Annotated in this window: 27 protein-coding genes; 19 read left to right on the forward strand and 8 right to left on the reverse strand. The window is 38.7% G+C overall.

The genetic code is table 11. The features are described from left to right. Window positions 1-352: 352 nt before the first annotated feature. A complete protein-coding gene (locus AA980_RS01945; protein WP_024031211.1) occupies window positions 353-595 on the forward strand; it encodes a hypothetical protein in 243 nt (80 codons plus the stop codon). A 22-nt stretch (window positions 596-617) separates the two neighbouring features. Here AA980_RS01945 and AA980_RS01950 read toward each other — a convergent pair whose 3' ends face one another. Further along, window positions 618-1,052, reverse strand: coding sequence for a DUF1885 family protein (locus AA980_RS01950; protein WP_024031212.1), 435 nt, complete (start codon window positions 1,050-1,052; stop codon window positions 618-620). A gap of 161 nt (window positions 1,053-1,213) precedes the next feature. Between AA980_RS01950 and AA980_RS01955 the strand changes: the two genes are divergently transcribed. After that, window positions 1,214-1,513: a DUF3055 domain-containing protein gene (locus AA980_RS01955; RefSeq protein ID WP_024031213.1), complete on the forward strand. Its 300-nt coding sequence runs from the start codon at window positions 1,214-1,216 to the stop codon at window positions 1,511-1,513. A 164-nt stretch (window positions 1,514-1,677) separates the two neighbouring features. After that, the gene (locus tag AA980_RS26030; RefSeq protein WP_082195592.1) at window positions 1,678-1,800 is read left to right on the forward strand and encodes a GapA-binding peptide SR1P; all 123 of its coding nucleotides are present in this window, start codon (window positions 1,678-1,680) and stop codon (window positions 1,798-1,800) included. Between the two features lie 249 nt (window positions 1,801-2,049). On the opposite strand, the gene AA980_RS01960 is transcribed toward AA980_RS26030, so the two are convergent. After that, window positions 2,050-3,522, reverse strand: a complete 1,473-nt coding sequence (locus AA980_RS01960) for an aminotransferase class I/II-fold pyridoxal phosphate-dependent enzyme (protein WP_024031198.1) — start codon at window positions 3,520-3,522, stop codon at window positions 2,050-2,052. A gap of 387 nt (window positions 3,523-3,909) precedes the next feature. On the opposite strand from AA980_RS01960, the gene AA980_RS01965 reads away from it, so the two are divergent. Further along, a complete protein-coding gene (locus tag AA980_RS01965; RefSeq protein WP_024030973.1) occupies window positions 3,910-4,869 on the forward strand; it encodes an NAD(P)H-dependent flavin oxidoreductase in 960 nt (319 codons plus the stop codon). A 41-nt stretch (window positions 4,870-4,910) separates the two neighbouring features. Continuing rightward, window positions 4,911-5,183, forward strand: a complete 273-nt coding sequence (locus AA980_RS01970) for a UPF0223 family protein (RefSeq protein WP_024030972.1) — start codon at window positions 4,911-4,913, stop codon at window positions 5,181-5,183. A gap of 38 nt (window positions 5,184-5,221) precedes the next feature. On the opposite strand, the gene AA980_RS01975 is transcribed toward AA980_RS01970, so the two are convergent. Then, on the reverse strand, window positions 5,222-5,854 hold the full coding sequence (locus AA980_RS01975) for a YktB family protein (protein ID WP_024030971.1): 633 nt from the start codon (window positions 5,852-5,854) through the stop codon (window positions 5,222-5,224). 184 nt (window positions 5,855-6,038) lie between these two features. On the opposite strand from AA980_RS01975, the gene AA980_RS01980 reads away from it, so the two are divergent. Continuing rightward, complete coding sequence (locus tag AA980_RS01980; RefSeq protein ID WP_024030970.1) at window positions 6,039-6,233, forward strand: hypothetical protein; 195 nt, start codon at window positions 6,039-6,041, stop codon at window positions 6,231-6,233. A 246-nt stretch (window positions 6,234-6,479) separates the two neighbouring features. Then, window positions 6,480-7,277, forward strand: a complete 798-nt coding sequence (locus tag AA980_RS01985; RefSeq protein WP_024030969.1) for an inositol monophosphatase family protein — start codon at window positions 6,480-6,482, stop codon at window positions 7,275-7,277. Between the two features lie 26 nt (window positions 7,278-7,303). Here AA980_RS01985 and AA980_RS01990 read toward each other — a convergent pair whose 3' ends face one another. Further along, window positions 7,304-7,489: a DUF5325 family protein gene (locus AA980_RS01990; RefSeq protein ID WP_024030968.1), complete on the reverse strand. Its 186-nt coding sequence runs from the start codon at window positions 7,487-7,489 to the stop codon at window positions 7,304-7,306. A gap of 146 nt (window positions 7,490-7,635) precedes the next feature. Between AA980_RS01990 and typA the strand changes: the two genes are divergently transcribed. From typA to AA980_RS02005, 3 genes are read left to right on the forward strand one after another with little or no spacing between them, the layout of a single operon-like run. Beyond that, the gene (gene typA / locus AA980_RS01995) at window positions 7,636-9,474 is read left to right on the forward strand and encodes a translational GTPase TypA (RefSeq protein WP_024030967.1); all 1,839 of its coding nucleotides are present in this window, start codon (window positions 7,636-7,638) and stop codon (window positions 9,472-9,474) included. Window positions 9,475-9,497: 23 nt separating this feature from the next. After that, window positions 9,498-9,803, forward strand: coding sequence for a YlaH-like family protein (locus AA980_RS02000; RefSeq protein WP_024030966.1), 306 nt, complete (start codon window positions 9,498-9,500; stop codon window positions 9,801-9,803). 14 nt (window positions 9,804-9,817) lie between these two features. Then, the gene (locus AA980_RS02005) at window positions 9,818-10,108 is read left to right on the forward strand and encodes a hypothetical protein (protein WP_024030965.1); all 291 of its coding nucleotides are present in this window, start codon (window positions 9,818-9,820) and stop codon (window positions 10,106-10,108) included. 51 nt (window positions 10,109-10,159) lie between these two features. On the opposite strand, the gene AA980_RS02010 is transcribed toward AA980_RS02005, so the two are convergent. After that, window positions 10,160-10,360 (reverse strand): YlaI family protein, encoded by a 201-nt coding sequence (locus tag AA980_RS02010; RefSeq protein WP_024030964.1) that lies wholly within the window; start codon window positions 10,358-10,360, stop codon window positions 10,160-10,162. A 166-nt stretch (window positions 10,361-10,526) separates the two neighbouring features. On the opposite strand from AA980_RS02010, the gene AA980_RS02015 reads away from it, so the two are divergent. Next, window positions 10,527-10,982 carry a pyridoxamine 5'-phosphate oxidase family protein gene (locus tag AA980_RS02015; RefSeq protein WP_024030963.1) on the forward strand — a complete coding sequence of 152 codons (456 nt, stop codon included), beginning with the start codon at window positions 10,527-10,529 and terminating at the stop codon, window positions 10,980-10,982. A gap of 122 nt (window positions 10,983-11,104) precedes the next feature. On the opposite strand, the gene AA980_RS02020 is transcribed toward AA980_RS02015, so the two are convergent. Beyond that, window positions 11,105-11,695, reverse strand: a complete 591-nt coding sequence (locus AA980_RS02020) for a YhcN/YlaJ family sporulation lipoprotein (RefSeq protein WP_024029146.1) — start codon at window positions 11,693-11,695, stop codon at window positions 11,105-11,107. A 209-nt stretch (window positions 11,696-11,904) separates the two neighbouring features. Between AA980_RS02020 and AA980_RS02025 the strand changes: the two genes are divergently transcribed. After that, the gene (locus AA980_RS02025) at window positions 11,905-13,233 is read left to right on the forward strand and encodes a PhoH family protein (protein ID WP_024029147.1); all 1,329 of its coding nucleotides are present in this window, start codon (window positions 11,905-11,907) and stop codon (window positions 13,231-13,233) included. A 27-nt stretch (window positions 13,234-13,260) separates the two neighbouring features. Here the strand turns inward: AA980_RS02025 and AA980_RS02030 are convergent, their stop codons facing one another. Beyond that, entirely contained in the window at window positions 13,261-13,758 is a 498-nt protein-coding gene (locus AA980_RS02030; protein WP_024029148.1) for a molybdopterin-binding protein, read from the reverse strand. 170 nt (window positions 13,759-13,928) lie between these two features. On the opposite strand from AA980_RS02030, the gene AA980_RS02035 reads away from it, so the two are divergent. After that, window positions 13,929-14,210 (forward strand): YlaN family protein, encoded by a 282-nt coding sequence (locus tag AA980_RS02035; protein WP_024029149.1) that lies wholly within the window; start codon window positions 13,929-13,931, stop codon window positions 14,208-14,210. Window positions 14,211-14,386: 176 nt separating this feature from the next. Further along, complete coding sequence (locus AA980_RS02040; protein WP_024029150.1) at window positions 14,387-15,595, forward strand: FtsW/RodA/SpoVE family cell cycle protein; 1,209 nt, start codon at window positions 14,387-14,389, stop codon at window positions 15,593-15,595. 57 nt (window positions 15,596-15,652) lie between these two features. Here AA980_RS02040 and AA980_RS02045 read toward each other — a convergent pair whose 3' ends face one another. Next, entirely contained in the window at window positions 15,653-16,561 is a 909-nt protein-coding gene (locus tag AA980_RS02045; RefSeq protein ID WP_024029151.1) for a COX15/CtaA family protein, read from the reverse strand. A 543-nt stretch (window positions 16,562-17,104) separates the two neighbouring features. On the opposite strand from AA980_RS02045, the gene cyoE reads away from it, so the two are divergent. From cyoE to ctaF, 5 genes are all read left to right on the forward strand, one after another. Beyond that, window positions 17,105-18,043, forward strand: coding sequence for a heme o synthase (gene cyoE / locus AA980_RS02050; RefSeq protein ID WP_024029152.1), 939 nt, complete (start codon window positions 17,105-17,107; stop codon window positions 18,041-18,043). Between the two features lie 108 nt (window positions 18,044-18,151). Next, on the forward strand, window positions 18,152-19,222 hold the full coding sequence (coxB, locus tag AA980_RS02055; RefSeq protein ID WP_047771214.1) for a cytochrome c oxidase subunit II: 1,071 nt from the start codon (window positions 18,152-18,154) through the stop codon (window positions 19,220-19,222). Window positions 19,223-19,253: 31 nt separating this feature from the next. Further along, window positions 19,254-21,122, forward strand: coding sequence for a cytochrome c oxidase subunit I (ctaD, locus tag AA980_RS02060; protein ID WP_024029154.1), 1,869 nt, complete (start codon window positions 19,254-19,256; stop codon window positions 21,120-21,122). Further along, the gene (locus AA980_RS02065) at window positions 21,122-21,751 is read left to right on the forward strand and encodes a cytochrome c oxidase subunit 3 (RefSeq protein ID WP_024029155.1); all 630 of its coding nucleotides are present in this window, start codon (window positions 21,122-21,124) and stop codon (window positions 21,749-21,751) included. Before ctaD ends, AA980_RS02065 begins: the two co-directional genes overlap by 1 nt. A 4-nt stretch (window positions 21,752-21,755) precedes the next feature. Then, the gene (gene ctaF, locus AA980_RS02070; protein WP_024029156.1) at window positions 21,756-22,091 is read left to right on the forward strand and encodes a cytochrome c oxidase subunit IVB; all 336 of its coding nucleotides are present in this window, start codon (window positions 21,756-21,758) and stop codon (window positions 22,089-22,091) included. The last annotated feature ends 27 nt before the right edge of the window (window positions 22,092-22,118 follow it).

Here is a 22,118-nt window from a genome sequence, read left to right on the forward strand (position 1 = left end):
GTATATTTTTGATTTTGACTACAATGTTGATTGAAGTGGAAGGAGCGAGACTCCTGCGGGAGCAGCGGGACAGGTGAGACCCCGCAGGCGCTTTAGCGCCGAGGAGGCTCACCGCCCGCCCCGCGGAAAGCGAAGCGCCTGGAACGGAAATCAACATTCACTTTTTTAACGCAGCCATGAAATAAAGAAAAAAAGTCCTTTTCGAAAAAACGGAAAGGACTTTTTTTATAAAAAGCGAATTGTATAAACTGAAGGATATAAAAACTAACCTAACTGACTAGTTTAATGCATATACTTACAACACGAAATCTCTTTGTTTTTTAAGAACAATGTATTTTGAGTGGTGATAAATATGAGGATTTATATTGTCATAATAGTCCAATTTATTATTTGGAGCGGATATACCTTAATTGAATGGCTCTCAAGTCACGATCAACTCATTTATAAAGTCATCATGTTTTTTGTGTTTTTTTATTTAGCATTTTTAATAGGAAACCACGCGACAAAATCAGTGGGGAAAACACTCTTTATCACGACACTAAGCCTTGTTATTTATACGTCGATTCACTATACCTTAGCATTCCTTGTCCATTAAAAAAAGCTCCCTAAAGGAGCCATTACTTTCTTGGATTGTAATACATGATACGTTCGTTAAAAAGGTGAAGTTCCCCTTGCAGCTTTTTGGAAAGGAATTTACAGAATTCATTTGCCTTCCCTTTGTCACCAAAGGTGGATTGTTCAGGCAGCGTGACCTGTATGTATGTTTGCTCGCTCAGAGTACCATCCTCACTTCTAATCGTTTCTGTATCAACACCTATTAATATCGAATTGTAGCGCTCGTGCTCAGAATGTAAGTAAAACCATTTTCCTTTTCCATCTTCGGTTTCTTTTATTTCATATGGAAACGCGGTTTCTCCGTATTGCCAATTCAATTGGTTTCCTGTTTTTGTGGTTATGTTTTTATAATAATGAAATAAATCCTTTACCTCTTCAATTGCTACTGTTTGTTTTGCGGATGAAGGCACAAGTTTAATAAAAGCGTTTTCAGCCATCATCATTTCCCCCCTATTACTTATAATATATGCCCTTCTATTCTAGCATTGAATAAAAAGTGATGACAACTCTTATAGAAATTAATTGCCAAGTTTCTTGTTATTAGGATAAAAATCAATTATAATAATATTCAAAATATTATAAGAACAGGAGGAGAATTATGGAGCTTTTTGACAAACTTTATGATGAGCATGAAAACACTAAAGTAAGGTTTATTGGATTTACCACTGAAGATACCCGTTATGACTTTGGTATTATTTATACTAATATGTTTTTCGGCAAACCGCTTGTAATCTGTATGCAAACTGGGCGTTCAACTCTCCTCGATCCAAAAGAAATTGAAGACTTAGACTACCTTCAAACAGTATTCCGTATCCCTGATAAACAACAGGCAGCCGATTTAGCTGAGTTTTTCCGCGAAACACTACCGTCCATTCCTTTCGTCACTCAATATGAATAAAAGTACCAAAAGGTCCAGAAAGGGACCTTTTTTTAATGGATTTTTTTAAATGTGACATACAAATTAGGCTTGAAATTTCCAATGTGATATATTATTATTGCATTAAAGGTATTTAAACGCTTTCAAAATTATGGTCATTCAATTATGAAAAGGGGATTGAACAGATGGGCACACTTGTATGCCAAACATGTAACTCTACTATTGATCATTTTGAAGATGAAAAAGTAACAGTTCTTTACTCGAAATGTAACTGTTGCGACGACCATCACTCTGCCGAAGAAATATAAAAAAGCTAAAAATAAATAAAAACAGGATTCCGCAGCCCGGAATCCTGTATTTTTTATTTAGGCTTTGTTAGAAAAGAATGTTGATTTCCGTTCCGGGGGCTTCGCTTTCCGCGGGGCGGGCGGTGAGCCTCCTCGGCGCTAAAGCGCCTGCGGGGTCTCACCTGTCCCTCCCGCAGGAGTCTCGCCCCCTCCACTCCAATCAACATTGTGATCAAAATCAACAATATTCTTTAAAACAGCCTTTAGCCTTTATTTTATAGCTTTATACTCTTTAATGACATGGATTGTTTTGATTTCATCGTCTTCGGGTCCTTGGACAGGTAAGCCGGCTTCAAGGTTTTTACGAATATAATGAAGATTTTCCTGTGTAATAATCTCACCGGGAATAAAAATTGGAATTCCAGGCGGGTAAACCATAATAAATTCAGCAATGATTCTGCCTTCAGATTCTTCAAAAGGAATAACTTCTGTCTCAGCATAAAAAGCATCTCTTGGAGTTAGGGCAAGAACAGGAATTTCTGGAAGGAGAACCTCCACCGGTTCAAACTTTCCAGGACGATGTTTACATTCGTCGGCCAATTCCTTTAAGGCATTTACTAAAAGGTCTGCCTCAACTTCTGTGTCCCCAATTGTGATAATACAAAGGATGTTGTATAAGTCTGATAATTCCACTTCGATATTATGTCTTTCTCGCAGCCACTTTTCTACATCATACCCAGTTAAGCCTAATTCCTTGACAGAAATAATTAGTTTAGTCGGGTCATAATCAAAGGTTGCTTTAGAACCTAAAATTTCTTCGCCAATACAATTGAGATGATCAATCTCATTAATTCTTTTGCGGATAGACTGGGCAACTTGAATCGTCCTATCAATTAACTTTTTGCCTTTTGTTGCGAGCTGCTTACGGGCAACATCAAGAGAAGCAAGCAATAAATAGGAGGTCGACGTTGTAGTCAGCATGCTTAAAATCGATTGGACATGCTTCGCTGAAACAAGCCCTTCTTTTACATTTAGAATGGAGCTTTGTGTCATGGAACCGCCAAGTTTATGGACACTTGTTGCTGCCATATCTGCCCCGGCCTGCATTGCTGAAAGCGGGAGCTCGTCATGAAAATGGATATGAACTCCGTGAGCTTCATCGACAAGGACGGGAACATTATATGAATGGGCGATTTCGACAATTTTCTTTAAATCAGCAGATATACCAAAATAAGTAGGATTAATAACTAATACACCTTTAGCATCAGGGTGCTGCTGAAGTGCTCTTTCCACAGATTCAGTAGTAATCCCATGGGAAATTCCTAAATCTATATCGATTTCCGGATGAATGAATACCGGGATCGATCCGGAAAAGACAATCGCAGACATAACCGATTTATGAACATTTCTTGGCACAATGATTTTCTCACCTGGTCCACAAACGGCCATCACCATGGCAATAATGGCACCGCTTGTCCCTTGTACAGAAAAGAATGTGCGGTCGGCGCCAAAAGCTTCAGCAGCTAAATCTTGCGCCTGTTTAATGATTCCCTTCGGCTGGTGAAGATCATCAAGGGGTCCGATATTAATTAAGTCGATAGATAGGGCATTATCGCCAATAAATTCACGGAATTCAGGGTCAATTCCAGCTCCCTTTTTGTGCCCGGGGATATGGAATTGAATCGGATTTCTCTTTGCATGGGCTAATAAGCCGCTAAATAACGGTGTTTGATATTGTGACAAAGATAATTGCACCTCTTTATAAAAAAATACTCTATTTTAATTTAAGGCTGTGTTAAAATACATTGTTGATTTTGAGCACAATGTTGATTGGAGTGGAAGGCGCGAGACTCCTGCGGGAGCAGCGGGACAGACCACGCAGGCGCGCAATTCGCCGAGGAGGCTCACCGCCCGCCCCGCGAACCGCTCGCGCCTGGAACGGAAATCAACATTCACTTTTAACAGAGCCTAATTTAAAAAAATAAAACAAATGGAATTATAGCATTATTCCTTTGGATTGCATAGTGTTAATGGGAAAATATCAGCAGTTTGTAATCTTGATGTTAGTTTCTCAATAATAAAGGAAAAATAACCTTTTAAGCAGAATATACAAATAGAGGAGGGATAGCATTGAATTGGGAAACACGAGTTACTGAACTTCTTAATATCCAATATCCAATTATTCAAGGAGGCCTAGCATACCTCGCCTATTCTGACTTGGCAGCAGCTGTCTCAAACGCGGGTGGTCTTGGTCAAATTACAGCCATGTCATTAGCACATCCGGATGAGCTAAGAGAAGAAATACATAAAGTAAAAAAACTGACAAACAAACCTTTTGGAGTCAATTTTGCTATTGGACAGCATGGCCGGCCGTTTGCAGACTTTCTACAGGTTGCAATTGAAGAAAATGTTCCGGTTGTCTCGATGACTGGAGGGAATCCAGCTCCGATTTTTGAGCAGTTAAAAGGAACAAGGATCAAAACACTTGTCCTTGTTGCGGCACGAAGACAGGCTGTCAAGGCAGAAGAGCTCGGTGCCGATGCGGTAATGGTTGTCGGGCAAGAGGGAGGCGGCCATCTCGGCAGGGATGATATTGGTACAATGGTATTGATTCCACAAGTCGTTGATGCCGTTTCCATTCCTGTGATTGCATCTGGAGGTATTGGAGATGGCAGGGGACTAATGGCAGCACTTAGTTTGGGTGCTGAAGGGATTGAAATGGGGACGAGATTTATTGCAACAAAAGAATGTGTTCATGCAAATGAACGATATAAAAAGAGGTTAGTGGAAGGAACGGAAACAGACACTGTAGTCATAAAGAGGACTTTGGGAACACCAGCCAGGGCACTCGCGAACAGCTGGACAGAAAAAATCCTGGAGATAGAGAAGAATAAGGGGGATTACGAACAATTAAAAGATTTTATTAGCGGTATGGCGAACAAACGATATATATATGATGGTTCTACCAGTGAAGGCTTTGCCTGGGCCGGACAGGTGATGGGATTAATTAAAGATGTACCTTCTGTTGCGGAATTGTTTGAACGAATGGTAAAAGAGGCAGAACAAATCCGTGCAAAATGGGGAAAATAACGATATCATACTCTTTAGGTAAAATGTAAGAAGGTGAACTAATGGAATACCAATACCCAATCGATTATAACTGGTCTACCGACGAAATTGTCGATGTGATTAAATTCTTTGAAGTGATTGAGAAGGCATATGAAAAAGGAATTGACCGTGAGGAAGTCATGAACGTGTATCGTCGTTTTAAAGAAATTGTGCCTAGTAAAGCGGAAGAAAAGACTTTATGCGGTGAATTTGAAGAAATAAGCGGCTATTCGTCTTACCGGACCGTCAAAAAAGCAAAAGAAGCTTCAGCTGGAGACAGAATTAAAATGAAATAAACAAAAGCTCCCGAACAAATTTGTTCAGGAGCTTTTGTTTATTTACTGTTTTGCGCTAGTTTATATAGTGGTGCCACATTTTTAAAAACAAAATCAATTTGTTGCAATAATCCTTCAGCCCCTAATTGGATGGCCTCTTCCTTATCGATTGTATAGCCGCATAATAATTCTGCTTTTTTAACATTTTGCAAGCGTTCAAAATAGGCACGTAAATTATCCTTAGAAAGTTGTCCATGTGCAATCGTTTCCGGCTTTGTATGATCTAGAGACCAAACAAAATCCTTGGGAATTTCTTTATGTATTTTGGCTGCCTTTTTTATAAATCTCGCTCCGATTTCGGCTTTTAGCGGTGCTTCGTATATCACAGCAAACCAAATAAATAAATGGGTGTTCCACAAGCCGATTTGAAAATGAGGCATCATTTTATACCCGCGGGGATTACCCGCGAAGGCGACCCATGTGTCCTTTGGAGGATTTATCGTTCGCCGCGCATGCTTGGCCACGTGGACAAATAATTCTTCACCTGTAATAGCTGATAATGTTGGAGCAAAATATTGTCCTAGTCCTTCTAATTTTGGCCGAATTATCTCTTTAAGAGCCTCCATTCTTGGCTCTAAACCATCTATTAAAAACACGTCAAAATCTTCAGTAGTAAATCCAGTAAAATTCATTGTAAAACCTCCAACAAACCATCTTTCTTGGAATGATTGTAGCATATTGCCGAGTATACAAGAAGTATGTTGCTTATCTAGGTTAAAGCACATATTTGTTCCAACATTCTAAAATGCCTCATATTATACAGTAAAAAATTATCTGAAAAATTAGTTACATTAACAAGGAAGGGGAGGAATAAAGATGAAACAATTGATGAATACATCACTAAAAAAAGTTGGAGAAAAAGAAAGAACAGCTATATTAAGATTGGAAATGGACTATGAATTAGCTGTATTATTTGAGGCAATTGAGGAAAAGAATGAAAAAAAGATGAAGGAATGTAAGCAAAAGTTAGAAAAAATCCGCCAAGAATTATTACGATTAAAAGCACTTTGACTGCTCTCTTGATTTTTATTAGCTAAGGGGAAACAAAATAGAATGAAACAAAAAGGAATAATTCAAAGACTTATCTAAGGACGAACTCCAAAAGAATGAGGGGAGTTCGTTTATTATTGTGTAACAAGGCTAAAAGTTGATGTGTGCGGTTAATTTGTTTAAGCTATAGGTACATCAAATTATTGGCCATGCTTCATACTACATACATTGGAATTGAATTTTAAATATGTTGGCTGGAGGAGAAAAATGAATTGGGAAGACATTTATGCTCATGCACAGGAATGGGTAAAAGAAGCCGGAAATAGAATCCGTTCATCCTTTGATCAGACGCTAAATATTCAAACAAAATCAAACCCTAATGATCTTGTAACGAATATTGACAAAGAAATTGAACAATTTTTTATAAAAAAAGTTAGGGGAGTTTATCCAAATCATAAAATATTGGGTGAAGAAGGGTTTGGTGACGACCTAAAGAGCCTTGAAGGAATTGTCTGGCTGATTGATCCTATTGATGGGACAATGAATTTTATTCACCAACAAAGGAACTTTGCGATATCCCTAGCGGTATATGAAAATGGAATCGGTAAAATTGGTCTCATTTATGATGTCGTCCATGATGAATTGTACCATGCAATCCGAGGAAATGGTGCCTATTTAAATGAAAAATCTATCCCGGTACTTAAGAGTACAACAGTGAAGGAATCCATCATTGCCCTAAATGCAACATGGGTTATGGAGAATCACCGTATAGATCACAATTTAATGATTCCACTTGTAAAGGACGCTAGAGGCACAAGGTCATACGGGACAGCAGCGCTAGAGATGGTGTTTGTTGCCACTGGAAGGGTGGACGCTTATTTATCGATGCGATTATCACCATGGGATTTTGCAGCAGGGGCTGTCATTATTGAAGAACTAGGTGGAGTGGTAACAAATTTACGGGGAGAAAAGCTGGATTTTCTTTCCCAAGATTCCTTATTTGCCGCAAACTCCGGCTTACATCATTCGATTTTAAAAGAATATTTAAAAGATGGAAAGTGGTAAAGAAAAGAAGCCCATTAGGCTTCTTTTTAAATTTCCCCATTCTTGCGCATTTTTCTTTTTGTCTTAAATCCCATTCCCATAACAATGACAACTGCCAAGATTGAGACAATCGCCCCGAAGATGCTCTTTGCACTTATGGCAATGCCTATCCCAATAATACTTGCTGCAGCTAAAATCGCATAAATGAGTAATGGCCATTTCACTTGATTCATTTATAAATCCCCTTAAATTTTTCATTTATTTTTATAATACATTAAAATGCTTAGTGGTTTCCACTTTAAGTATGGTATAATATTTTAGTTGTATTTGGGAAACTAAAAATAGCGTTAATTTTTATAAAATAGGTAGGAGTGGAATTTTGAAACTAAGAGAAGATGTACGAAATATAGCGATTATCGCCCACGTTGACCACGGAAAAACGACTTTGGTGGACCAATTGTTAAAACAATCTGGAACGTTTCGTTCGAATGAGCACGTGGAAGAACGTGCGATGGACTCTGGTGATATAGAAAGAGAACGAGGCATCACCATCCTTGCGAAGAATACCGCAATTCAATATAAAGATACAAGAATCAATATTTTGGATACACCAGGACATGCAGACTTTGGCGGAGAAGTAGAACGAATCATGAAAATGGTTGATGGTGTTTTACTTGTAGTCGATGCTTATGAAGGCTGTATGCCGCAAACACGTTTTGTGCTTAAGAAGGCATTGGAGCAAAAAATCACCCCGATTGTCGTAGTAAATAAAATTGACCGTGATTTCGCCCGACCTGCTGAAGTAGTAGATGAAGTCATAGATTTGTTTATTGAACTTGATGCCACGGAAGAACAGCTTGAATTTCCGGTAATCTACGCATCAGGAATAAACGGTACAGCAAGTACAGATCCTGAAAAGCAAGATGAAAACATGCAGTGTCTATATGATGCAATCGTTGAATATATTCCTGCCCCTATTGATAATCACGATGAACCATTGCAATTTCAAGTAGCTCTTCTTGATTATAACGATTATGTTGGCAGAATCGGGATTGGACGCGTTTTCCGCGGAACGATGCATGTTGGTCAACAAGTCGCATTAATGAAATTGGATGGAAGTGTAAAACAATTCCGCGTCACCAAGATCTTTGGTTTCTTTGGTCTAAAGCGGCAGGAAGTGCAAGAAGCGAAAGCAGGCGACTTAATTGCTGTTTCTGGTATGGAAGATATCAATGTCGGCGAGACAGTATGCCCTACAGAACATCAAGAAGCATTACCAGTTTTACGAATCGACGAACCGACATTACAAATGACATTTGTCGTAAACAATAGTCCGTTTGCCGGCAGAGAAGGAAAATATTTAACTTCTAGAAAGATTGAAGAAAGATTGCGTTCCCAATTGCAAACAGATGTAAGCTTACGTGTCGATAACACTGATTCACCGGATGCTTGGATCGTTTCCGGCCGGGGTGAACTTCATTTATCGATTTTAATTGAAAACATGCGCCGTGAGGGCTATGAGCTTCAAGTTTCAAAACCTGAAGTTATTGTAAAGAATATCGATGGCGTTCGCTGTGAACCGATTGAAAGAGTACAAATAGATGTTCCTGAAGAGCACACTGGTTCCGTAATGGAGTCAATCGGTGCCCGTAAAGGTGAAATGCTTGATATGATTAATAATGGATCTGGTCAAGTCCGCTTAATCTTTAATGTGCCAGCACGCGGTCTAATTGGTTATACAACCGAGTTTTTAACGATGACACGCGGTTATGGTATTATTAATCACACTTTTGATAGCTATCAGCCAATGCTGCCAGGACAGGTCGGTGGAAGACACCAAGGTGTACTTGTATCAATGGAATCTGGAAAAGCGTCCACGTATGGTATAATGCAGGTAGAAGACCGCGGAACGATTTTCGTTGAACCGGGTACGGAAATTTACGAGGGAATGATTGTTGGCGAAAACACTCGTGAAAATGACATCACTGTTAATATTACCAAAATGAAGCAAGCAACGAATGTTCGGTCAGCCAACAAAGACCAAACATCGGTAATTAAAAAGCCGCGCATTATGACATTAGAAGAGTCATTGGAGTATTTAAATGAGGACGAATATTGTGAGGTTACACCGGTATCCATTCGTCTGCGTAAGAAAATTCTTGATAAAAATGAGCGTGAAAAAGCAGCTAAAAAGAAAAAGTATGCTGAACTGAGTTAAGTACAAAGGAGTGCACAAAGGATATGGAAGGATTTTCCCCTAGTCTTAGATTTTTCATTGAACTAACAGATGTAAAAACGGCTGTATGGTTACAGTATTTTTATATTGTAATCCTCGCGGCAATTGTATATAAGTTAGGCTTTGCAAAAAAGCTGCCTCTTTTGAAAAACATTGTGATTTATTTCTGCCTCTTAATTGGGTGCTTAGTGATGCTGATTTTTTCTTATGCACTGCCAATTGCAGAAGGACTTGCGGGTGCTGCGATTTTATTAATTATTTATAAAATTCGCTTACACCAAACAAAAAAGCAGCAGACAGAAGCGAAATAATGGGGGATGCCTAAATGAAATCCTTACAAGATGCACTTTATAATTGGCTAACGATAAAGGTTGTTTGTGATGCTCGTCCTGAAGATACAGCAGCAAAAGAAACACTTGAATATTTTGATGAGATGTTAACTACGGAGCACCACGTTTCCAATATCGAAACGACTACAGATGAAATGATGTATTATCTTTCATACCAGCATGGCGAAGAAATGAAAAAAGCACGCTATCCGCGTGAGTTAATTGAAATTATGCTCGACCAAATTAATAATGAGCCTGAAAAGTATGAGAACTATCCAACAGAATGATAAGAAAAACCCGCTTGCAATTCCAGTAAGGATATTGCAAGCGGGTTTTCTTTACCAATCATCTTTTTCGGACTTTGTACGATATAACTTGAAATTGCCTGTATCGATGCGTGCATTTGTTCTTTTGGTTATTCTTGAGCTGCATTCATTGCACATATATGTATGGATTGGACGATTGCGCAGGCGTTTGGCTTCTAACGATTCATCTTCTATCGCTTCGATTTTATCGCAGATCACACACTTTACTCTCATTAAGGCACCTCTTTTAATTCTTTCTAAATCAGAATATTTATAGTATAACATGGCAGCGCATTACCAAGTAAATCAATTGCGTTTATATTGATGAAAAAATGGGATAGTAGTAATATGAGAATATCTGTTTAAACAGAATGAAGCAATAAATAAAGGGGTTGTAAAGATGGCAAATCAAGTGGAGCCTAAGCTCATCAGTCCATTATATGAAGGGCTGCAAAAAGAACGCTTCGTAACTTTAGCAACAATTGACCATGAAACAGGAGGGCCAAACGTCAGTGCAATTTCCTGGATTTTAGCGAAGGATGACAGTACCATCTATTTTGCTGTTGATAATCGTTCCAGAATACTGGGAAATATCAACAAAAATGATAAAGTAGTTATCAATTTAATTGCTAATGAATCTACATATTCAATTCAAGGGGATGCCCGGGTTAAAGAAGAAAGACTGCAAGATGTACCGCTAAAGCTTGCCTTGGTTGAAGTTTCAATTACAGAAGTACGGGACGTTATGTTTTACGGTTCGAAAATTATCACAGAAGTTCAGTATGATAAGACCTACGATAAAAATGCGGCTGAAAAGTTAGATAGACAAGTTATGGATGCAATGAAAAAAGCTTAGGATTCCTAAGCTTTTTTCAGCCGATAGGAAAGTATAACTTTCCTATCAGGCATAAGTGCAACTACGCCTCTGTCTTCGCCTAACGGCTCGCCAATCGGCGAGTTTTCTAATGCCCACACAAATTATTTATGATTATTAGATTGGTCTTTCTGTTCCTTTTTTAATTTATCTTCTTCATTTGCTGGGAGCTTTTTGTCTGGTTTTTCAGTTGCCTTTTTCGGGCTTGGGGTAATTAAATCGCCTGGTATTTCTGGCATTAATCGGCCTGCAACATCTGCAAGCTCCTCCATAATGCCTCGTACCGGCTTGCCTTTTTTAATATCTGTTTGGATTTCTTTTAAACGCGCTGTTGTGTCTGCATCAGCTACGACAACAGCGTTAGCGCCATGTGGATCTTTTTTCAAGCTTTCTGCTACAGAATACTTTATCGTCCCAACCTGTGAGCGGTCAAGCTTAGCATTTACGTCGATACCGACAATCGCATATCTCCCTAATACTACGGCAGTTGCATCATTCACACCGGGAATGCTTGTTGCAAGCTGAACCAGGTGCTTGGATATTTGTTGACCCGACTTGCGGTCAACACTTTCAATATAACTGTTTTTTACGTTCACTAATGAATGGTTTTCACTTTTGGCCATTTCCTTATGTTTATCGGTATTACATCCACCTAAAAGCAAACATAGTGCAGCTATCGCAAAGAATTTCTTCATTTAAGACCCTCCAAGATGCATTATTAAAAGGTTAAATAATTTCTAATGCTAGAATTTAACCATCCTTGAGTGCTTACTTACATTTATTGTGCGGAATTCCTTCTATCTTTATTCTGATTCACATATATTTTACCAAAGTCCAATAAGCGCAAAGAGGTTGTTGAAACTTTTTTACAATCTTGACATCCAGTGAAGCGGGAGGCGTCGCTTTGAGTAAAATATACGTGTTAGATACAAATGTCTTACTGCAGGACCCGTATTCCCTTTTTTCCTTTGAAGATAATGAAGTGGTTATTCCAGCAGTAGTTCTTGAAGAAGTGGACTCAAAGAAAAGATATATGGATGAAATCGGGAGAAATGCACGGCACGTATCGAGATTAATTGATGGTCTTAGAGCTTCAGGGAAGCTTCATGAAAAAATCCCTCTTGAGAACGGAGGGACAATTAAAATTGAATTAAATCATCGGGCCTTTCATGAGCTTCAAGATATTTTTGTTGAGAAAACAAACGACAATCGCATACTTGCGGTTGCTAAAAATTTATACTTAGAAGAACAAGCGAAAGAAAATGGCAAGCCTGTAATTATAGTAAGTAAGGATGCTCTAGTTCGAGTAAAAGCAGATGCCATTGGATTAACGGCTGAAGATTTTTTAAATGACCGGGTGGTTGAAATAGACCATATATATACAGGCTTTTTCGAAGTACTCTTGCCGATTGAATTATTAGGTCGTTTCTATGAAAAAGGGGAGTTATTCCTTTCTGAGTTTGCAAATCATCCGTTTTATCCTAATCAATTTCTTCTCATGAAAGATGCTCTTGGCAGTTCTACATCTGCTATTGGAATGGTGGACAAAACAAGTAAGAAGGTAAAAAAATTGACCTTAAATCAAGAGCATGTTTGGGGAATCCATTCAAGGAATGTGCAGCAGACGATGGCGATTGAATTATTGCTGCGGAAGGATATCCCGCTCGTTACCTTAACAGGCAAAGCCGGGACAGGAAAAACATTGCTTGCGCTTGCTTCCGGATTAATGCAAACTGAGGATTTCAAAGAATATAAAAAGCTATTAGTCGCTAGACCGATTGTACCTGTTGGTAAAGACTTGGGGTTCCTGCCAGGTGAAAAACAAGAGAAACTTAGACCGTGGATGCAGCCGATTTATGACAACTTGGAATATCTCTTTAATACAAAAAAGCCAGGCGAACTGGATGCAATTTTAGCCGGCATGGGTTCGATAGAGGTGGAGGCGTTAACGTATATTCGCGGCAGAAGTTTACCTAAACAATTTATTATCATTGATGAAGCACAAAACTTAACGAAGCATGAAGTAAAAACAATCTTAACTCGGGTGGGGGAGGGAAGTAAGATTGTGCTGATGGGAGACCCGGAACAGATTGATCATCCATATCTCGACGCCTATAATAATGGCCTTACTTTTGTCGTTGAAAGGTTCAAGGACCAAGACATTTCAGGCCATGTTAAGCTATTAAAAGGAGAACGCTCAGGCTTGGCGAGGCTCGCAGCGGATTTACTATGAGAAAGACGGGTGCCAAGGGCACCCGTCTTATTTTACGGTAAAAGCTCTTACATTTTTAATTGGATCCTGCTGATTAGAGCCATCACCGAAGTAGACATGAACCGGTCCATCAGCATTTAACGGTTTACCGGTATCTGAGAACGCCAAAATTAAATCAAAGGCACGTTCAAGAAGTACTTCGTAATCACCATCGGTACTATGAATGACCAATGTTTGTGCTTCATCGGCAGGCTCAGAATTTACCAAGAAAGGCTTGAAAGGAATTCCGAAAGTCCCAGTTAATACTTTTTCCTTTTCAAATTTCTTTTCTGTTTTTAACGTCGGAGGATAAATGGCTCCCTCCATAATTTCGCGGTCCCAATGTTTTGAAACAGACTTCGTATAATCTTCCAATGAATTTGCGTTCACTTTGTTTGTTGAAAAATAAGTAGTCAAATCAATGCGGCGGTCATCAAAAATCCAGACGCTTGGTTCAAGTGTAATCGTATACTTTACTTTACCGGATATGATAATAATATCATTCATCTTCCATTCCTCCTAAAGGCTAACAAGAATAAGTATAACTTTTTTTAGTGTGAATGTCATAAAAGTAACTCCTGTATGGCAATATCCTTCATTGTTCTTGCAATTTTCGCTTGTAAACGGTAAAATTTATAGATAAGTTGAATTATCGCTCTGAAATGGGGGGATTACTGTTGGCGTCTGAAATGATCGTGAATCATCAGGAAAAAGCCTATGCCTTGTTGCAGGCTGACGCAGAAAAGATATTAAAGCTTATCAAAGTGCAAATGGACAATCTTACGATGCCTCAATGCCCTCTTTATGAAGAGGTGTTGGATACACAAATGTTTGGGTTGTCGAGAGAAATAGACTTTGCTGTCCGATTAGGCTTAATAGATAGTAAGGATGGAAAAGCGATTTTAGATCAATTAGAGAGTGAATTATCTGCGCTTCACGATGCATCCTTAAGAAAATAGTAGAACAGGAACTCAAACAATATCGATGAATTGTTTGAGTTTTTTATTATCCTATATAAATTTCAGAATATTCTTTATTAAAATTTGATAACAAAAATACTTTCCTCAAGTCATATCAGTCGTTTTCTATTATAATAGAGTAGAGTTTATCAATTTTGAAAATGAGGACAACGTAAATGATTAAAAAAATAGTGAAGTCATATGATTATACCTTAATCATAGCTATTATCCTTTTGTGTGCTTTTGGTTTAGTTATGATCTACAGTGCCAGCATGGCATGGACTGTTCAATATTATAAAAAGCCAAGTGATTTCTATTATCAAAGGCAAAAATTGTTTTTATTAGCTTCTTCATTTGTCTTTATTTTTTGTGCAATTGTTCCATATAAAATGATGCAATTTACAAAATGGTTTCTCGCACCAATGGTTTGTTTATCTATTTTTGGTCTTTTAGGCTTGGATCTTTTTGGACATGTTGCCGGCGGTGCACAAAGCTGGTATCAAATTGGTCCGTTTAAAATCCAGCCGGCTGAGTTTGTAAAGCTTATTGTCATCATCTATTTGGCCGCTGTTTACGCAAAAAAGCAGGCGTATATTAATCAATTTAATAAAGGGGTCCTGCCGCCATTAGTATTTCTGTTTATCGTTTGCGGGCTAATTATCTTGCAGCCTGATTACGGTACTGCCTTTATTATCGCTGTGATTGCCGTCACTATTATTTTTGCATCCGGGATGAATTTTAAAAGTATTTCGAAATTAATTATCATGGCTCTTATTGTCCTCCTGCCAATTGTTTTTGTTGCTAAAGATAAAATACTTTCTGAGAAGCGTGTAAACCGATTTGCTGTATTAGATAATCCTTTTGCTCCGGAGCTCGTAAATGATGCAGGCTTTCATTTAGCCAACTCCTACATCGCTATCGGTTCAGGTGGTGTCAATGGGCTTGGTTTAGGAAAAAGCATCCAAAAGCTCGGTTATTTACCTGAAGCACATACAGATTTCATTATGGCAATCATTGCCGAAGAATTAGGTATATGGGGAGTAAGCTTCGTTATTATTCTTTTGGCTTATATCGTCTTAAGAGGAATTTATATTGGCTTACAATGTAAGGATCCTTTTGGGAGCCTGCTAGCGATAGGGATATCTAGTATGCTTGGTATTCAGTCCTTTATTAATTTGGGGGGGATTTCAGGAGTAATTCCGCTTACAGGTGTACCGCTGCCATTTATCAGCTACGGCGGTTCCTCATTGTTAATGCTTGCTGCCGCGGCCGGAATTCTCGTGAATGTGTCGATGTTTACGAAATATGAAAAAACATATAAAAATAAACAGGTGCAAGTAGACAAAAAGAAACAGCAGCGTGACGGTAAAGTTTTCTATCTTTAATGTTTAGCGAAATCAAATGATAAAAAATTAGCTGCCGGGTATAACCCGGCAGCTTTTTTAGTAATGATTTCTTTTGGACCTTGAATATAACAAGAGAAAATAACTTAATACCCCAAACAAGCAGGTAATAAAGAAGGCGTGTAATAGTGCGATGTACAGATTCAATCTGCTGAAAATAATAAAAGCACCGGCAATAACCTGTAATGAAACGAGAATGAAAGAGATGATCCATCCCCAATATAAAACCTTTTGCTCTTTGTATTGGCGAATAGTTAATACTAATATGTAGGCTATCCAGATAAAGATTAAACCGGCTGCAGCTCGATGTCCCATTTGCACCCATTCATACATGTTGGCAGGTAATGAGGGGGCGTCATTTAAGCATAATGGCCAATCACGGCAAATGAGGCTTGCCTTTGTATGCCGGACCAATGCCCCAGTGTAAATAACCAAGTAACTATAAATAGAAACACCGATAATATGAAAGCCCATTCTCTTATCAATATAAAGTTTATCTGCATCAAACTTCTTATCGATTTCAAATATAAGCAATGTCAACAAGAATACTGCTGCAAATGAAATCAGCGAGATACCAAAATGCAGGGCAAGGACAAAACCTGATTGTCCCCATTTTACTGCTGCCGCTCCAATTAAGCCTTGTAAAAGTAAAAAGAAAAAGGAGAGAAAAGAAAGAAATTTAGTTTCTCTAATATGACCAATCGCCTTCCATGACCAAATCGAAAGGATGAGAACCAAGACTCCAACTACTCCTGAAACTAGTCTGTGTGCAAGCTCAATGATTAACTCAGGGGATATTTCTAATGGAAGAAATTTACCGTTGCATAAAGGCCAAGATCTCCCGCAGCCCATGCCAGAACCAGTTTTTGTAACTAATGCACCGCCAAGTAAAACTAATATCATTCCTATGGTGGTCGCAACCGCCAGCCACTTCAGAGAACGTCGCAAAAAATTCACCTCTTAAAATAGTTCAATGATTTGTCAAAAAAAAAGCTTGACAGTATAATGGAGTAAAAAAGTAGAAAGATAAAAAGTACCTAATTCATCATAACGAATTAGCTAGGAAAAGAACAGAAATTCAGCTTAAATTTTGAAAGGTAAATTTAAGACGATGAGAGATTACTCGATAACTTTTATTTTCTACTATTATTATAGTGGAAAACGTTGAAACTTCCACCATAGTCTGTTAGAAGTATTTATAGTAGGATTAATATCTGTAACATTGCTTAATTTTCCAAATTTACAGGTCTAAAATCCGATAATAAAAGATAAGATATCTCCAAACACAATTTAGTCAAAAATTATTCAAAAAAAGTTCACAAAAACATCAGAAAGTGTGATTTAATATACAGAGAAAGTGTTTTGTAAATCACTGCATTTTTTAAACAGATAATTTTGTCTCCCCTTTTATTCAAACAGGAGGGCAAAATAGTAAGTTTTGATAACCCTCAATGGTGAATATATGTTAATAAGGATTAGGAGGAGAAATAAATGTCCAACTCTAAGGCTTATGGAGAAGCAGCCATAGATAATGGTGCTGGGAGCCTGAATTCTACTATAGAAAAAACCTCTGTATGGAAAGACTTTACGGCCTTAATCAAAATTGGAATTGTCAATTCAAATCTCATTACCACCTTTACTGGATTATGGCTTGCACTTCATTTTACTGGTCAGAGCTTCCTAAATAATTTAGATATCGTGTTTTTTACGGTTGCAGGCTCCTCCCTTATCATTGCAGGATCGTGTGCAATTAATAATTATGTTGATCGTGATATTGATCATTTAATGGAAAGAACGAAGGAAAGACCTACGGTTACTGGGAAAGTGCTTCCTGCGAAAGTTCTCCTATTAGGTATTATCCTGATTGGACTGGGAACACTGTTTTTATTCTTTACAACGATGACTGCAACAGTAATTGGACTGCTTGGAGTTTTTAGTTATGTTTTCTTGTACACGTTATGGTCTAAGCGGCAATTGGTTTCTAATACAATTATTGGAAGTATCTCAGGTGCTGTGCCGCCGCTAATAGGCTGGGCTGCAGTAGATGCAAACCTTGATATCATGGCATGGGCATTGTTTGTCCTCATGTTTGTTTGGCAGCCACCGCATTTTTACGCTCTGGCGATGAGGAGAGTAAAAGAATATAGAGCAGCTGGAGTTCCAATGCTGCCTGTAGTGAAGGGTTTTAAAACAACTAAAATCCACATTGTAGTCTGGGTTGCGGCACTGTTGCCAATCCCATTTTTTCTAACCAAATTAGGAATCCCATTTCTAATTCTCGCTACCGTGTTAAATATTGGCTGGCTGGTATTAGGGATTTATGGATATAAGATCAAAGATGACATTAAGTGGGCAAAACTAATGTTTGTATACTCTTTGCAATATTTAACTATTATTTTTGTAGCGATGGTCATTGTTACATTAATTTAGTTTTGTTTCACGATTCTTTTCCGAACCGGAAAAGAATGATCTACATACTTCTTTGATCTACCAGAAAAAATTATCAATTTAAAAGTGAAAGAGGGGTTTGATTTAGCTATGAAAAGGCTTGCAAAATGGCGCCTATTACCGTTATTTGCGATTTTAGCGCTTGTGCTTTCCGGATGCCGCGGTGAAAACTTTGTTTCGGCGTTAAGGCCTGCCGGTGAAGTTGCAGATATGCAATTTGGGTTAATGAAGCTAAGTACGTATGTTATGATTGGGGTTATCCTTGTCGTAATGATTATTTTTGTGATCATCTTTTTCCGCTTTAGACGAAGAGATGATAAAGATGAAACGATTCCAAAACAGGTGGAAGGAAGTCACACATTAGAAATTATCTGGACTGCTATTCCGATTCTCTTACTCTTAATCCTGGCTGTCCCAACTGTTTCTGCTACATTTAGACTTGCAGATGTTTCACCAATGGATAAGAAAAATTCAGATGCTCTTGTTATTAATGTTCGTTCCCATTTATATTGGTGGGATTTTGAATATCCAGATCAAAAGCTTGTAACGAGCCAGGAACTGGTAGTTCCAACGAATGAAAGAGTTTATTTTAACCTTAAATCATTAGATGTAAAACATTCATTCTGGATTCCTGCCGCTGGCGGTAAATTAGATACCAATACGGATAATATCAATAAATTTTGGTTAGAGTTTGATGACAAGCGTTCAAATGAAGCTGGAAACCTTTTCTATGGGAAATGTGCTGAGCTTTGCGGTCCGTCCCATGCGTTAATGGACTTTAAAGTAAAAGCAATCAGCCGTGATAAGTTCGATGCGTGGGTTACGGCGATGCAGGATATTAAAGAGCCGCAAAAAGCACAGAGTGATTTAGCTGTTCAAGGTCAAGATATCTTTAATAAAAGCTGTATCGGCTGTCATGCTGTGACGCCTGAAAACAAAATGCCTGAAACTGCCCGCATGGCGCCTAACTTAACCAACTTTGGTGACCGCGCACGGATCGCTGGTATTTTAGATCATAATAAAGAGAAATTGAAACAGTGGATTAGTAATCCTGAAACCTATAAACCAGGTAATGAGATGACAGGGAAATATGGTGAATTATCTGATCAAGAGCTCGATGCAGTAGCAGAGTATTTAATGGGCTTAAAGGTTCAGGAATAATAGGGGAATTGGTTGAAAGGGAGGTAAAATTGTGAGTACCATTGCACAAAAAAAAGGATTCGGCGGAACAATATGGGACTTTTTAACAACAGTTGACCATAAAAAAATTGCCATCCTATATCTTATTGCAGGCGGATTTTTCTTCGTTGTCGGCGGACTTGAGGCTGTATTCATCCGTGTTCAACTTGCAGTGCCAAATAATGATTTTGTAAGTGCTGGAGCATTTAACCAAATTATCACTATGCACGGAACAACGATGATTTTCTTGGCAGCCATGCCGCTTTTATTTGCTTTTATGAATGCGGTCATGCCGCTGCAGATTGGCGCTCGTGACGTAGCGTTTCCGTTTGTAAATGCACTCGGATTTTGGTTGTTCTTTTTCGGTGGAATATTCCTTAACCTTTCATGGTTTCTAGGCGGAGCACCAGACGCTGGCTGGACATCTTATGCTTCACTAGCGATTCATTCTAAAGGTCATGGTGTTGACTTCTATGTCCTTGGTTTGCAGATTGCCGGACTTGGAACGCTGATTGGTGGAATAAACTTCCTGGTTACGATTATTAATATGCGCGCACCTGGTATGACTTATATGAGGATGCCGTTATTTACTTGGTCTACCTTTGTTGCCTCGGCGATGATTTTATTTGCTTTCCCGCCATTAACTGTCGGCTTGACATTAATGATGTTCGACCGTTTATTCGGCGCTAATTTCTTCGAAGTGGCAATGGGTGGTAATACTGTAATTTGGGAACATCTTTTCTGGATCTTCGGTCACCCTGAAGTTTACATTTTGATACTGCCAGCTTTCGGTATTTTCTCGGAAATTTTCGCTATCTTCTCCAGAAAACGACTATTTGGTTATTCATCCATGGTGTTTGCAACCGTGTTAATTGGTTTCTTAGGATTCATGGTATGGGCTCACCATATGTTCACAACTGGTTTAGGACCTGTAGCAAATGCTATTTTTGCCGTTGCTACAATGGCGATTGGTGTACCAACCGGTATTAAAATATTTAACTGGCTGTTTACAATGTGGGGCGGTAGTGTGAAGTTCACAACACCAATGTACTATGCCTTTGGGTTTATCCCATCTTTTGTCTGTGGTGGGGTAACAGGGATAATGGTTGCAACTGCAGCTGCCGACTACCAGTATCATGATACGTATTTTGTCGTTGCACACTTTCACTACGTTATTGTTGGTGGTGTTGTGCTGGCGATTCTTGCAGCTACCCATCTTTGGTGGCCGAAAATGTTTGGTACAATGTTAAATGAGACATTAGGAAAGATTACCTTCTGGTTTTTCTTTATTGGTTTCCATTTAACATTCTTTATCCAGCATTTCTTAGGTCTTTGGGGAATGCCGCGCCGTGTATTTACTTACCTTCCAGGACAGGGGTTTGACTTTTCAAATTTAATCAGTTCGGTTGGCGCAGCATTCATGTCCATTGGTGTCTTAGTACTTCTATATAACATAATTATGACTTCTGTTAAAAATGTTAAAGTTGGAAATGACCCGTGGGGCGATGGAAGAACACTTGAATGGTCAATTCCATCACCACCGCCATTCTACAACTTCAAGCAGCTGCCGCTCGTTCGTGGTTTAGATGCTTTCTGGTTAGAAAAAATGGCAGGTAAAAAAGGCATGACACCTGCGGAACCGCTTGGTGATATTCATATGCCAAATGCTTCATTCATTCCGTTTATGATTTCACTTGGATTATTTATTGCTGCCTTTGGAGCGATGTATCATAAAAATCACGCATGGGGACTCCCAGTCATCATCTTGGGCTTACTCGTAACCTTTGGATCAATGTTCTTACGTTCCGTTAAAGATGACCACGGATTCCATATCCACAAGGAAGACTTAGTAGAAGATAACGAAAAGGGGGCTAAGGCATAATGCAAGCTGAAGAAAAAATGACGTATGAAAAATGGCCTGCTGCGCCGGAGAAATCAACCCTTGAGGCAAAAAATAAATTTTTAGGATTTTGGTTATTCTTAGGGGGAGAGACAACGCTGTTTGCGTCTCTCTTCGCGACCTACCTTGCATTAAAGGATAAGGTACCAAGCGCCGATGCGGCTTTAGCAAAGGATTTATTTGATTTACCATTAACATTTGTCGCAACAATGCTTCTTTTAACGAGTTCATTAACAAGTGTTTATGCAATGTACCATATGAAAAACTTTGCGTTTAAAAAGATGATGGTTTGGCTCGGGCTTACAGTATTACTAGGTCTTGGTTTCCTTGGGACTGAGGTTTATGAGTTTAGCCACTATGTACACACATATAAACATACCTTTACAAGCAGTGCATTTGGATCTGCCTTCTATACATTAGTAGGTTTCCACGGTGCACACGTTGCCTTTGGTTTATGCTGGATTTTATCGTTGATGATCCGCAACTCAAAACGCGGCTTAAGTCTTTACAATGCACCAAAGTTTTATGTTGCTAGTCTTTACTGGCACTTTATCGACGTGGTATGGGTGTTTATCTTTACAGTAGTTTATTTAATGGGAATGGTGGGATAAACTGATGACGAATCAACAATTAAATTCAGGTAACCCAAGTGTTGACATTGAATATCGCCGCCGCAAGAGTGCGGAGGAAATGAGATATCAAGTAGTTTCGTTTTCGTTAATGATTTTCTTAACCTTAATTGCGTTTGCGTCAGTGGCAATTAAAGGGTTTACCTCATGGTTTACGGTGCCGTTTATCTTGCTTTTAGCGGCCGTACAGGTTGTATTTCAATTGTTTTATTTCATGCATATGAGCCATAAAGGTCATGAAGCTCCACAATTGTTTCTGTTTTCTGGAGTGTTTGTTGCTATACTTACGGTATTGACATTTGTAACCATCGTTTGGTGGTAAGTTAAAAAGGAAAATCGGCGTTATGCC

The sequence above is a fragment of the Neobacillus vireti genome (assembly GCF_001026695.1).
GTDB lineage: Bacteria > Bacillota > Bacilli > Bacillales > Cytobacillaceae > Neobacillus > Neobacillus vireti.